The following is a 12949-nucleotide window of genomic DNA, read 5'->3' as shown; positions in this document are numbered from 1 at the left end:
CTAGCGAAGGGGCTCCCGTTGGGAGCCCCTTTTTTCGCTCGCGTTCCTGCTCTTTAGGCCCTCTCGTGAAAGAGACTCACGTAGTCGACGATAGCGTCATGCAGGGCATTCAGACCCTCCTCGTCTTCCACCCATTGGTGGGTAAGCGGGGCTTCCGGCAGCGTGAACTTGCAGCTCTCCAGAGCCTGGTACACCTCGTTGGGGCCCATGGGCGCCCAACCGTAGCTGCCGAAGGGAATGCCCACGCGCCCGGCCGGCGCCAAGCCCCGCATGTAGCAGAGAAACGACGCCACCGTGGGCATCATGGTCTTGTTGAGCGTCGGCGAGCCTACAGCGATGTAGCGCGCGTTCAGCACTTCGGCCATGATGTCGGAAATGTGGTTCACCTTCAAATCGAGCAGGCGCGCGGGGATGCCCATCTCGATGAAGGCCTCGGTGATCTCCGTGGCCATGGCCTCGGTGGTATGCCACATGGAGTCGTAGACCACGAGCGCGTACTCCTCGGGAATGCCGCTGCTCCACTTCTTGTACATCTCCAGAATCTCCGGCACATGGCTGCGCCAGATGATGCCGTGGGCCGGGGCGATCATATCGAAGGAAAGGCCGGAGAGCGCCTTCAGGGCCGCTTCCACATTCTTACCGTAGGGCATGACGATGTTGGCGTAGTACTTCTGGGCCTGGACGAGCACCTCGGGCAGGCCCACCTCGTCGTCGAAGCGCTTCGAGGAGGCGTAGTGCTGGCCGAAGGCGTCGTTGGAGAACAGGATCTGGTCGTACTCGTCGTAGGTGACCATGGAATCGGGCCAGTGCACCATGGGCGTCTGCACGAAAGCGAGCGTACGCTTTCCGATCTCGAGGGTGTCGCCGGTCTTCATGCCCACGAGGTTAAGACCGTCCCCGTAATGAGCGCGAAGTCCCTGGATGCCCTTGGGCGCACCGGTGACGATAGTGGCTTTTGGAGCGATTTCAGCCAAAGCCGGAAGGCCTCCGGAATGATCCATCTCCACATGGTTGGACACAATATAGTCGATGGAGGCCGGATCCACGATGGTGCCGATGCGTTCGATGAGCTCGCCGGTGAAGGGCTTCTTGCAGGTGTCGATGAGCGTGATCTTCTCGTCGAGGATGAGGTAGGCGTTGTAGGTGCTTCCGCGCTCGGTGGTGTAGCCGTGGAAGTTGCGCTCGTTCCAATCGATGCCGCCCACCCAGAACACGTCCGGCTTGATCTCGATGGCCTTCAACATATCGCTCTCCTTGTCTCACGGTTGACATTCGCATCGTAGCCCGAAACAGCAACGGAGCACCCCGCTTCGGAGTGCTCCGTTGAGAAAACGTATCGTTGCCGCGCAGCGCTACACGTCAAGCTCCATGTAGGTGTCGAAGTCATCGGTGACTTCCTTGCTCGGCTCCTTGGTGAGCTTGGAGACCACCACGATCACGAGTAGCGCCAGCAAAAAGCCGGGAAGCAGCTCGTAGACAGCGAACCAGCCGCCGAGCGGGGCAATGAGGTTCTTCCACACCACCACGGTGACGGCGCCGGTCAGCATGCCGGCGATGGCGCCAGGCAGCGTGGTGCGGCGCCAGTACAGCGAGCACAGCATGAGCGGGCCGAAGGACGCGCCGAAGCCGGCCCAGGCGTAGGACACGATGTCGAAGATGGAGGAGTTCTGGTCCATGGCCAGGAAAATGCCCAGAAGCAGAATGACCGTCAGCGTGATGCGGGCCACGATCATGACCTGGTTGTCGGTGGCATCGCGCTTGATGAGACCCTTGAAGATGTTGGTGGCCACAGCGGAGCCGGAGATGAGCAGGTAGCTGGAAGAGGAGCTCATGGCCGCGGCGAAGATGCCCGAGACCACAAGGCCGCAGAAGAAGCTCGGCAGTAGCATCTTCGACAGTACGATGAACACGGACTCGGCGGCCGACTGGGTGAGGAACTCGGTGGGAATGACCGCGCGGCCGATAAGGCCGATGCACACCGCCGAGGACAGGGAAACCACGAGCCAGATCATGGCGATGATGCGCGATTTCTTGATCTCGTCGGAGTGGCGGATGGACATGAAGCGGATGAGCACCTGGGGCATGCCGAAGTAGCCGAGGCCCCAGGCCAGGCCGCTCACGATGGTGATGATGCCGTAGGTGCCGGCCGGGCCGAACATAGGCTCGTTGCCCTCGATGAGCTGGTTGCCCGCCTCATCGAGCAAAGGCGTGGCGATCTCGGTGCCCGAGAGGAAGCCGGGGATGTTCTGCAGGAAGACGACGGTGTTTTCCACGCCGCCGGCCGCCGTGACAGAGCCGATGAACACGGTGGCCAGCGCGAAGAACATGAGCATGCCCTGAATGAGGTCGGTGGTGCACACCGAGAGGTAGCCGCCCATGAAGGTATAGAGGAACACGATGATGGCGCCGATGACCATCATGACGCCGTAGTCCCAGCCAAACAGCGTGGCGAACAGCTTGCCCACGGTGACGAAGCAGGACGCGGTGTAGATGGTGAAGAACAGAAGGATGATGACCGCGGCGATGGTCATGAGGATGTGCTTCGTGTCATGGAAGCGGTTGGAGAAGAAGTCGGGCACCGTGATGGCGTTGCCGGCCTTCTCGGAGTACTTGCGCAGGCGCTTGGCCACGAACTTCCAGTTGAGATAGGTGCCGATGGCCAGGCCGATGGCCGTCCACATGGCATCCGACGCGCCGGTGAAGTAGGCCACGCCGGGCAGGCCCATGAGAAGCCACCCCGACATATCCGACGCTTCGGCCGACAGAGCCGTGAGCCACGGTCCCAGGCCGCGGCCGCCGAGGAAGTACTCCTCGGACGACGAGTTGGAGCGCTTGGCGTACACAAAGCCGATGACCACTACTACGACGAAGTAGAGCAGCATGGCGAGTACGACTTGCATATCGCTTTCGATCATGTTTCCCCTTCCGCGAGAATCCTTGCAACACGTTTGGAACTCCCAGGGTCGGTTTCGGCAAGAGGCGCCAGCGGGCCAGCCCCCAACGCCGCCCTGCCGAAACCGACACCGTATGGCCAGCCATTCTTGCGAAGCGCCATATTCCGTGTCGTTTCATTGACCTTTGGGATTATACTTTACCGCGATGGAGTGACACTCCGTATCTTATGCAGACGAGCAGTTTTACGGCGAAAGGACGGAATATGCCGCGCTATGCAGAGATGTCCAAGGCGGAATTGGAGGCCGAGCTCGCCGAGGTGCGCGCCCGCTACGGCGAGATGGCGGCCCGGGGCCTCAAGCTGAACATGGCCCGCGGCAAGCCCTCGGCCGCACAGCTGGAGCTGTCCCTGCCTATGCTGGACGTGCTGGACTCCGAAGCCGACCTTGCCGCCGAGGACGGCACCGACTGCCGCAACTACGGCGTGCTCGACGGCATCCCCGAGGCGAAGCGGCTCATGGCGGCGCTTCTGGACGATGAGCCAGAGAACGTCATCGTGCTCGGCAATGCGAGCCTCACGGCCATGTACGACGCCATGGTGCGCTACCTGGTGTTCGGGGCCCTGGGAAGTACGCCCTGGGGGCGCTTGCCCGAGGTGAAATGGCTCTGCCCCGTCCCCGGCTACGACCGTCACTTCTCTATTTGCGAAGATCTCGGCATCGAGATGATTCCCGTCCCCCTTTGCGAGGACGGCCCCGATATGGAAGAAGTGGAGCGCCTCGTCGTCGCCGACGACGCCATCAAGGGCATCTGGTGCGTGCCGAAGTACTCGAACCCCTCCGGCATCACCTACTCCGATGAGACGGTGCGCCGCCTCGCCGCCATGGAGTGCGCCGCCGACGATTTCCGCATCTTCTGGGACAACGCCTACGCCGTGCACCATTTCTCCGGCGATCCGGCCGAGCAGGACATCGTGCTCGATATCGCCGAAGCCTGCCGCGAGGCGGGCAACCCCGATCGCTATCTGAAGTTCGGCTCCACGTCGAAGATCACCTTCCCCGGCGCGGGCGTGGCCGCTTTGGCCGCAAGCCCCGCCAACATAGCCGAGATCAAGCGGCACTTGGGCGTTCAGGCCATCGGCCACGACAAGCTCAACCAGTTGCGTCACGCCCGCTTCCTGGAAGAGGGCGCGCGCCTGCCCGAGCATATGGCCGCTCACGGCGCGCTCATGGGCCCGAAGTTCGAGCTCGTCGAAAAGAAACTGGCCGAGGAGCTTGCCGAGGCCGGCATCGCCACATGGACCAACCCGCGCGGCGGCTACTTCGTGAGCTTCGAGGGGCCCGCTGGCACGGCGCGCCGCATCGTGGAGCTGGCGAAGAACGCTGGTGTTACCATGACGGGTGCCGGCGCCACCTGGCCCTACGGCGACGATCCGGCCGATTCCAACATCCGTATCGCACCCTCGCTGCCGCCCTTGGAAGAGCTTGACGCCGCCATGGATGTCTTCACCTGCTGCGTGAAACTGGCCGCCCTGGAGCAGCTCGTCGAGGAATAAGGCTTTCGGCCCCGAACGGGCTCGCGATGCGGCTCTCTGGCGGGGGCGCGCCCCGCGCGCAGGTTGCGCAGCGAACGGAACAGGACTAAATGTCCTGTTCCGCCGAGCGAGCCATTGCTTGAGCACGGGGTGTGCCCCCGCCAGAGAGCTGCATCGTCCCGCCGTAAGGAAAAGTTACGCCCTCCTTACGCTTTCGTCAGCATTTGCTATGGGAAGCGTAATGGAGGGCTTTCCTATCATTTCTCCTGAACGGAGACGAGCCGAGTTCAGGAGATGAGTTCAATGGAGAATATCGATGCCCCCGACGTGCTGCCGGTGATCCTCGGCGGAGACATCGGCGCCTACAGTCTCGCCCGGGCCTTCCACGAGGCCTACGGCATCGTGCCCTTGGTGCTCTCGCAGGCCGCGTGCCATATGTGCGGCGACTCCTCCATCCTCGTGAACCGCGTGGTGCCGCACCTGGAGCGGCCGGCGGTGCTCCTCTCCACCTTGGCCAACACTGCCGAGTGCTTCAGCGACCGCCCGCTGCTTCTGCTCGGCTGCGGCGATTGGTACGTGCGGCTCATCGTTGAGAACCGCGCCGTGCTGGAGAAGTCCTTCATCATCCCCTACATTGGCGAAGATCTGCTGAACCGGCTCACCGAGAAGGATCGCTTCTACGAACTGTGCGCGGAAGTCGGCGTGCCCGCGCCGCGCACCGTGGTGTTCGACGCCAGCGCAGACGGCGACGACCCGGCCGCCGTGATACTTCCCTTCCCCTTCCCCGTGGTGGCAAAACCCGCATCCTCGGCCGCCTACCACTATGCCGACTTCCCCGGCAAGCAGAAGGTCTTCTTCTTGCGCGACGCGGCGGAGCTTCGGGCGACGCTTGCGGCCGTGCAGAGCAGCCGCTACGAGGGGAAGTTCCTCATCCAGGAGATGATCCCCGGCGACGACACGAGCATGCGCATCCTCACTACCTACTCCGACCAGAACGGAAAGGTGCGCTTCACCTCTTTCGGACAGACGCTTTTGGAAGATATGCGGCCCATGGGCGTGGGCAACCCGCTCGCCATCGTGAGCCGCACCGACGAGACGATCGTGGCCGAGGCCGCGCGCCTTCTGGAAGCTGTCGGCTACACCGGGTTCGCGAACTTCGACATCAAAGTGGATCCGCGCGACGGCAGCCATCGCTTCTTCGAGATAAACACGCGCCTGGGCCGCAGCAACTATTACGTGACCGCCGCCGGCGACAACGTGGCCCGATGACTTATGGACGACCTCGTGTTGGGCCGACCCCTGCCCGAAGGGCTCACGATAGCCCGGGGCGAGTCGCTCTACACCGTGGCGCCCAAGGCCATCCTGCTCGACTACATCCGCGACGACGCCCTACGTCGGGAGGTGCGGGGGCTGTACGCGCTGGGCCGCGATGCCGACCCGCTGGACTACCCGGCCGAGAAGAGCCTGCGTCGGCGCCTGTATCCGCTCGTTTTCGCGTTCCGCCAATGGAAGACCTGCCGGGCCGCCATGGCAGATAAGCGGGCCCGGGAGAAAGCAGTGGAAGATTTGGAAGGTGCCGAGCCTTTCAGCGGTCGCGGCAAGAAGGGAACCGTCCCCTGCGGGGACAGCGAGCGCGTCGCCTCCGCCTCCTCCGAGCCTTCGCTGTCAGACGGCTTGACGGCCCGCGCGAAAGCAGCATCATGAGCGGGCGCTTGGTAGGCGTGCTCGGAGGCACCGGACCTGCGGCCACGGCCTACTTCCTGCAGCGGCTCGTCGAGCGCACCGAGGCCCGCTGCGACCAGGACCACGTGCGCACCCTTGCCTTCAACGACACGGCCATCCCCGATCGCACGGCATTCCTGCTGGGGCGAAGCGACCGCTCTCCCCTCGCGGCGCTTATCGAGGACGGTCAGCTTCTGGAAGCCTGCGGCTGCGATCTTCTGGCACTGCCCTGCAACACGGCCCACGGCTTCTTCGACGAACTGCAGGGCGCCTTGGGCATCCCCGTCGTCCACATGGTGCGCGAGACTGCCGCCGCCGCATCCGCTGTGGGCTTGGCGCGCATCGGCGTGCTGGCCACAAGCGGCACCGTGGCCGCCGATCTGTACGGGCACGAGGCCGCACGACTCGGCGTGGACTGTCTTTACCCGGATAGCGCCACGCAAGCGCGGGCGAACCGCATCATCTTTGACGAAGTGAAGGCGGGGCGATTCGTAGAGCCAGCGGCTCTCGAGGCGCTGGCGGCCCCGCTGCGCGCAGCGGGCTGCGACGGCGTCGTGCTCGGCTGCACCGAGCTGTCCTTGGCTTTCGGCGGCGTGACGCGGGCGGCAGGACTTCCCGTGGTAGACGCCCTGGACGTACTAGCCGACTGCGTCATCATGCGTGCCGGGCGGCCGCCGAAAGCCTCGAAAAACTTGTCACTTCGAAACTAGCCTTTTGACCTGAGATTTCCTTCGATATCACCAGATCAGAAGCTTGGCAAGTTTTCCACGTTTTTCGGCACGAGCTTTCAGGAAGGATCCCTTATGTGCGGCTTTGTCGGCTTTATCGACGAGAACGACCAGACTTACGACCACCGCGCCACCATCGTCGCTATGGCCAATGCCATCGCCCATCGCGGGCCCGATTCGGAAGGGTATTTCAGCGACGGCCGCGCCGCCTTGGGCTTCCGGCGCCTGGCCATCATCGATCTGGCCGGTGCGAACCAGCCCCTCTATAACGAGAATCGCTCGCTCGTGCTCGTCTTCAACGGCGAAATCTACAACTACCAGGAACTACGCCGGCAGCTGATCGCCGCAGGTCACACCTTCTCCACCCAGGGCGATGCGGAAGTGATGCTCCACGGGTTCGAGCAGTGGGGCGAAGGGGTGCTCGACCGTTTGCGCGGCATGTTCGCGTTCGCTCTGTATCGCCCAGCCACAGGAGAGCTTTTCTGCGCGCGCGACGCCTTCGGCATCAAGCCCCTCTACTATGCCGTGGAAGGCGAGCGCATCCTGTTCGGCTCCGAGATCAAGGGGCTGATCACGCATCCGCGCGCGCACCGGAGCCTGAACGAGCGGCGACTCGCCCATTGGCTGTGCATGGAGTACCTGCCCGACGAGGAGACCCTGTTCGAAGGCGTCCGCAAGTTGCCCGCCGGCCATTGGCTGCGATGGCGCGACGGCCGCGCCGAATGCGGCCGATGGTTCGCCCCGCGCTTCGTCCCCGATGCGAGCCGCAGTCTGGAGGAGAGCGCCGAGGCCATCGAGGCTACCTTGCGGGAGTCGGTGGCGGCCCATGCCATCGCCGACGTAGATGTGGGCTGTTTCCTCTCGGCCGGGGTGGATTCCAGCCTCGTGGCCCGGGAGGCCGCCCGCATCATGGAGGCGCGCACGTTCACCATCGGCTGGGGCGAGGGGCGCTTTTCGGAATTGGAGGCCGCTGCAACCTTCGCCCGGGCCACCGGGTTGCCGAACGAGGGGTGCATTCTCGGCGCCGAGCAGTTCTTCGCCTCGGTGCCCGCCGTGCAGTACGCCATGGACGAGCCTCTGCCGAACCCCTCGGCGGTGCCGCTGTACCACCTGTGCGCCATGGCCGCCGAGTCGGTGAAGGTGGTGCTGTCGGGCGAAGGGGCCGACGAGCTGTTCGGCGGCTATCCCTACTACCAGGAGTGCCTCGCCTTTGCGCCCTACATGGCCGTGCCCGTACCCGTGCGCCGGGCCGCGAGCGCCGCCGCGCGGCATCTGCCCGAGGGCACCCACGGGCGGCGCTTCCTTTTGCGCGGGGCCCATGGGCTACCCGAGCGCTATATCCGATTGGAGTACAATTTCGCCTGGGCCGAAGCGCTGGGGCTCTTGGCGCCGGAGGTGGGCGCCCGATGCGCGGCGGCCCCGGCACCCTGGGAGCTCACAGCGCCCCTGTTCGCGGAAATCGTAGGCAGCGGGAAAGCGTGTGGGGATGCGCCCGACGAGGTCACGGCCATGCAGACCGCCGACATTCTCACCTGGCTTCAGCAGGACATCCTCCTGAAGGCGGACAAGATGTCCATGGCGTCGTCGCTGGAGCTGCGCGTTCCCTTCCTCGACCGCGAGGTGTTCGCCCTGGCGAGCACGCTTCCCGCCGCCCAGCGCGTCGGCCGCCACGAGACGAAGATCGCCCTGCGCGCCGCCGCGGCCCGCATGCTGCCGCAAGCCACGGCCGCCATGCCCAAGCAGGGCTTCATCACCCCGCTCGCCCAGTGGCTGAGGGAAGAGCCGTGGAACGCCCAGGTCCGCGAGGTGCTGAGCAGCGAGCGCGCCCGTCGCCTCTTCCACACCGAACGTTTGAATGCCCTGCTCGACGAGCACCAGCGCAGCGCTTGCTCCCACATGAAGAAGATCTGGTCAGCCTACTGCTTCCTCATCTGGCACGAGCAGTACTTCGGCTGAATGCCTCCCACGCTTCAAGGGCGGACCAAGGTCCGCCCCTACGGATAGAAGGCTCGCGCAACGCAGAACAACCTATCACAACACCCCGTAGGGGCAGACCTTGGTCTGCCCTCCCGACCGCGGGAGACAGCCGGTTTCGAACGTTCTATTTTCCGCTCTTCAGACTGTCCGGAGCGCGGTCGAGGCCGGCGTCGGCGAAGCCCTCGGAATAGGCGCTCGGAATGACCACCGTGCCGCCGGAGTTCTTCACCGACTCGTACAGCAGGTGCATGGTACGCAGCCGCACCGCCAACTCGTTCTCGTCGTACACATTGGCGGCGTCCACCAGCATCGAGGAGATGTCCTTCTCAACCTCGGCCAACACCATGCGGGCGTTCTTCTCGCGCTCGGCCTGGGCCTCGGCGGACATGGCCTCCTGCAGCTCCTGCGGGATAACGATGTCGCGAATCTCCACGGACATGACGGTGATGCCCCACACGCTCGTGCGCTCTTCGATGACCTCCTGCAGCTCCTGGTCGAGCTGGTTGCGGCGGATAGCCACCTCCGACACGCTCGCTCGTCCGATGGCATCGCGCAGGGCCGTCTGGGCCGCCAGCGACACGGAGTTGTAGTAGTTCTCCACCTCCAGGCACGCCTTCTTCGCGTCCCACACCATCCAGAACAGCACGGCGTCCACATTGATGGGCACAAGATCGCTCGTCAAGGTCTCCTCGGCGCCGAAGCCGGTGACCATGATGCGCTGATCGGCCTTGAGCGCCGTCTGTTCAATGAAGGGAATGGTGAAATACAACCCAGGCCCCGCCATGCGGTCGAACTTGCCGAAGCGGAAGATGACCACCTTCTCCCACTGCATGGCGATGTGCACGCACATGGTGGCAGCCCAGGCCACTACCAGCGCGCCCAAAAGCCACCAGACGTTGAATTCCCCCATCAGCGCGAACCCGCCCACGAACACGCAGGAGAACACCACCACAGCGATGAAGGCCGAGAAAATAAGCGGCCCGTTTTGGGAGGTGCGACGGTCGACGTTAGAATTGTATTTCTCGATGCCGGCGGCGCGACGGGTGCGGCCCTCGCGCTCGGTCTTCGCAGTGCGGTTTAGCATGGAACTCTCCCCTCTTCGAGGATCAGGACTTTTCGTCCTTCAAACGGTGGGCCACGTCCATCATGCGCAGGGTGACCTCGTCTATGGTCATTCCCAGGGCCAGACAGCGCCGGATGCAGCCCTCGATCTCGGTGTCGGCGATGGAACGCACGTCATCGGCCTTCCCGCCGATGTCGCGCACGAACACGCCCCGGCCGCGCACGGACTCGACGTAGCCGTCGCTTTCCAAATTGACGTACACCTTGCTCACGGTGTTGTAGTTGATGGCGGCCTCGGCGGCCAGGGTGCGCACGCTGGGCAGCTGGTCGCCCGGCTGGTAGTGGCCCGTCTTGATGAGATACACGAACCGGTTGCGCAGCTGCACCCAAACGGGTAGTCCGCTTGATTCGTCTATCTCGAACAGGGCCATGGGCTCTCCTGTGCCTTCCTGCTTGCGCGCCCATCGGGCGCGTCGGTTTCACATCGGCTCGCATTGTATCACCCGAGCCAGTGACTTCCGGCCAGCACCAGGCAGAACCGTAGAATCAGTCCTCCGAAGAGGCAGAGCACCTCGGATGCGGCCACGGGCGCGACACGGCCCGTGAAGGGGCGCAGCGTTTCAGCGGCGAAGGGAACGATGATGCCGCCCAGTACGAACCCCGCGAAGAACCAGGGGGCTTGGCCATCGGGCGAAACAAGCTGCGCGAGGCCCGGACCGGCGAATGGGTTTATCGCGGCCAGGGCGAGAAAGACGACAAGCGCCAGAAACTCGAGTCCCAGGACCACCAGATGCGCCCGGTGCAAGCCGCCTATCCAGCCGGACAAAAGTGCCCAATCGCGCACAAAAGGCGCCGCGAGAAGCACTGCAGCCATTCCCGAAGAGAGCGACGAGAGCGCGAACAAAGCCGGGAGCGCCCCATTGCTCCAAAGGGGCACGGCTTCCATCCACGCCAGGTACAGGCCGGTATATACCATCAGCACCGTCGCCAGCACCGCACAAAGCGCTTCCAACCCCTTGCGCGCCCATGAGGGCGCAGGCCAGCCGAGAGCATGAACCGCTGCCAAGCAGCCTGAGGCGAGCAGTGCCGCCAACAGCACGAACGAGCCCGCCGACAGCAGCGATGCCGTCGGGCGCAGGAACAACAGGAAGAAGCGGTGGGGGCTACCAAGATCAAGAAGCAGGCAGAATGCCGAAAGAGCCAGAAGCCCGAAACTAGCGAGGTAAAGCTTCCCCGCCAGATCCCAGAAGGCGCGGCTCTGCTGGAAGGTGCGCGTTTCCGTGCGATGGAACAGCAGCGACCATACAGCCGTCACGAACAGCGCGGCAGCCCCGCATCCGCCTAGAAACAGGTACAGCACCACGAACGTCCCCAACATACGCGCCTCCCCTCAAAGGCACCGACGCTACTTCCTCCGCTTGAACGCGCTGGCCTTTCCGTCGAAGCGAATGCCGAAACGCTCGGCATAACAGGCAATCAGGCCGAAAACGAACGCTCCGACACCACGGTAGTAATCGGTGCGCGCGTATTTCTCGACAGCATAGCGCCACGGAGCCAGCCAGGGAAGGACATGCTCGGTCAGGAACGCGTCCTGCTCGTCAGCGAGTGCAGCGCCCTGCTGCATATCGCCGGCCTCGACGGCCTCGCGCTCCTCGGCCATCAGGCGCGAGAGAAAGCCCAGCATGAGGCCTAGATGGTCATCAGGCTCGCGGTGCAGTCGCTCAATCTCAAGGCCATGGCGGCGATAGGCCTCGCGCACGGCGATGACGTTCTTACCGAACATATGGCTGTTGGGCTCCACGTAGAACGACTCTAAGCACGACGCCTCGGGCGTGCCCAGGCCGACAAACAGGCGCAGCCATTCGCGGCGCAATTCAGCCACGGCTTCGGCGAATGCGGGGCTTTCCACGAGACGCGCGGCCGCTTCGTCGGCGCTTGCCTCCTCGGGCACCTCGGATGCGTTCAGGGCGACTGCACACCACCCGTCAAGAAGATGCAGGCCCTGCCGCTCATCGTCGTTACCTTCGCCAAAGGGAGCGCTCGCGAACTGACGGCTTGCGACCTGCTCGGCCACCGGCGCGATCTCCGGCTCAAGGTACAGCAACTGCGAGGCGACAGCAAAGCAGACCTCGGCCGCAGCCAGCGTATCGGAATCAAAAGGAGTGTTCATGGGGCACCTCGGAAAAAAGAAAGGGCGGGGCACCGGGCAAATCGGGAGGGAGGGGGGTGAATCTGTCCGGTGCCCGCCTTAACGTGGGATTATACAGGGTTGGAAAGCATTCTTCTCGGTATTGGAAAGGTTCATGAAAGGGGCACAGATCCTGCCGCAACGGTTACTGCTTCGCGCAGCGATCTGCGCCCCTCGCAGTCCTCTCGCACCGAGCGAGTATCTTCCCGGAAACCGCTACAGCTCTTCCTCGAGATTGACCACTGAGCCAGTGCCCGATCCCGACTTCTGAGCGTCGCGATGAGGCGTCAGGATCAGGTTGGGGCCCGTGGTGTCGGCAGGCAGCGGCTCCACCTCAACATCTCCCTCGCCGTACTTCTCGATCATCTCCTCGCGAGTGCCGAAGTCCAGCGCGCGCATGGGACAGCCGGTTACGCAGATAGGCTTGCCGCCCGCGGCCACTTCGCCGCGGCACATGTCGCATTTCAACATGTAGCCCTCTTCCTCGCCGTAGGTCGGCGCGCCATAGGGGCAAGCGGTCTCGCAGGTCTTGCAGCCGATGCACACGTCGTGATCGGTCCAAACGATGCCGGTCTCCTCGTCCTTCTGCATGGCACCGGTGGGGCAGTTCGCCACGCAGGCCGGGCTCGAGCAGTGGTTGCAGGCCAGAGACACAAAATAACCGAACACACCGTCGGGTACATAGTGGCCAGCTTCAGTGGGTTTCCATGAGCCACCTTGGTAGTTGTACACCTTGCGGTAGAGGTTGCTCACTGGCAACTTATACGTTTCCTTGCATGCAACCTGGCACGTCTTACAACCAGTGCACTTGCCACCATCCAAATGAAATGCGTATTGAGTCATGAT

12 protein-coding genes are annotated in these 12949 nt (G+C 63.8%); 5 read left to right on the top strand and 7 right to left on the bottom strand.

Annotated elements, in window-relative coordinates; genetic code table 11:
• Window positions 1-53 precede the first annotated feature (53 nt).
• Window positions 54-1244 (bottom strand): FprA family A-type flavoprotein, encoded by a 1191-nt coding sequence (locus NE591_RS06730; protein ID WP_173112404.1) that lies wholly within the window; start codon window positions 1242-1244, stop codon window positions 54-56.
• A 108-nt stretch (window positions 1245-1352) separates the two neighbouring features.
• Window positions 1353-2915, bottom strand: a complete 1563-nt coding sequence (gene putP, locus NE591_RS06725) for a sodium/proline symporter PutP (protein WP_173112401.1) — start codon at window positions 2913-2915, stop codon at window positions 1353-1355.
• A 242-nt stretch (window positions 2916-3157) separates the two neighbouring features.
• On the opposite strand from putP, the gene NE591_RS06720 reads away from it, so the two are divergent.
• The 5 genes from NE591_RS06720 (at window position 3158) to asnB (ending at window position 8832) form a co-directional block, all read left to right on the top strand.
• Window positions 3158-4447 (top strand): aminotransferase class I/II-fold pyridoxal phosphate-dependent enzyme, encoded by a 1290-nt coding sequence (locus NE591_RS06720; RefSeq protein ID WP_114539938.1) that lies wholly within the window; start codon window positions 3158-3160, stop codon window positions 4445-4447.
• Between the two features lie 282 nt (window positions 4448-4729).
• Window positions 4730-5695 carry a carboxylate--amine ligase gene (locus tag NE591_RS06715; protein WP_256156510.1) on the top strand — a complete coding sequence of 322 codons (966 nt, stop codon included), beginning with the start codon at window positions 4730-4732 and terminating at the stop codon, window positions 5693-5695.
• A gap of 3 nt (window positions 5696-5698) precedes the next feature.
• Window positions 5699-6130, top strand: a complete 432-nt coding sequence (locus tag NE591_RS06710; RefSeq protein WP_256156508.1) for a hypothetical protein — start codon at window positions 5699-5701, stop codon at window positions 6128-6130.
• The gene (locus tag NE591_RS06705; RefSeq protein WP_173112395.1) at window positions 6127-6858 is read left to right on the top strand and encodes an aspartate/glutamate racemase family protein; all 732 of its coding nucleotides are present in this window, start codon (window positions 6127-6129) and stop codon (window positions 6856-6858) included. Before NE591_RS06710 ends, NE591_RS06705 begins: the two co-directional genes overlap by 4 nt.
• A gap of 93 nt (window positions 6859-6951) precedes the next feature.
• Window positions 6952-8832, top strand: a complete 1881-nt coding sequence (gene asnB / locus NE591_RS06700) for an asparagine synthase (glutamine-hydrolyzing) (RefSeq protein WP_173112392.1) — start codon at window positions 6952-6954, stop codon at window positions 8830-8832.
• A 145-nt stretch (window positions 8833-8977) separates the two neighbouring features.
• On the opposite strand, the gene NE591_RS06695 is transcribed toward asnB, so the two are convergent.
• The 5 genes from NE591_RS06695 to NE591_RS06675 all read right to left on the bottom strand — a co-directional run bounded on the left by NE591_RS06695 (window position 8978) and on the right by NE591_RS06675 (window position 12946).
• On the bottom strand, window positions 8978-9937 hold the full coding sequence (locus NE591_RS06695; RefSeq protein WP_157012243.1) for a slipin family protein: 960 nt from the start codon (window positions 9935-9937) through the stop codon (window positions 8978-8980).
• 22 nt (window positions 9938-9959) lie between these two features.
• Entirely contained in the window at window positions 9960-10346 is a 387-nt protein-coding gene (locus NE591_RS06690) for a GntR family transcriptional regulator (protein ID WP_157012244.1), read from the bottom strand.
• Between the two features lie 68 nt (window positions 10347-10414).
• The gene (nrfD, locus tag NE591_RS06685) at window positions 10415-11293 is read right to left on the bottom strand and encodes an NrfD/PsrC family molybdoenzyme membrane anchor subunit (protein ID WP_157012245.1); all 879 of its coding nucleotides are present in this window, start codon (window positions 11291-11293) and stop codon (window positions 10415-10417) included.
• Between the two features lie 27 nt (window positions 11294-11320).
• The gene (locus NE591_RS06680) at window positions 11321-12085 is read right to left on the bottom strand and encodes a molecular chaperone (RefSeq protein ID WP_157012246.1); all 765 of its coding nucleotides are present in this window, start codon (window positions 12083-12085) and stop codon (window positions 11321-11323) included.
• 234 nt (window positions 12086-12319) lie between these two features.
• Window positions 12320-12946: a 4Fe-4S dicluster domain-containing protein gene (locus tag NE591_RS06675; RefSeq protein ID WP_157012248.1), complete on the bottom strand. Its 627-nt coding sequence runs from the start codon at window positions 12944-12946 to the stop codon at window positions 12320-12322.
• Window positions 12947-12949: the final 3 nt, after the last annotated feature.

The organism is Adlercreutzia sp. DFI.6.23 (genome assembly GCF_024462535.1).
Taxonomy (GTDB): domain Bacteria; phylum Actinomycetota; class Coriobacteriia; order Coriobacteriales; family Eggerthellaceae; genus Adlercreutzia; species Adlercreutzia rubneri.
Note: the sequence above shows the minus strand (reverse complement) of the source record. Positions and strands in the feature narration are given on the sequence as shown.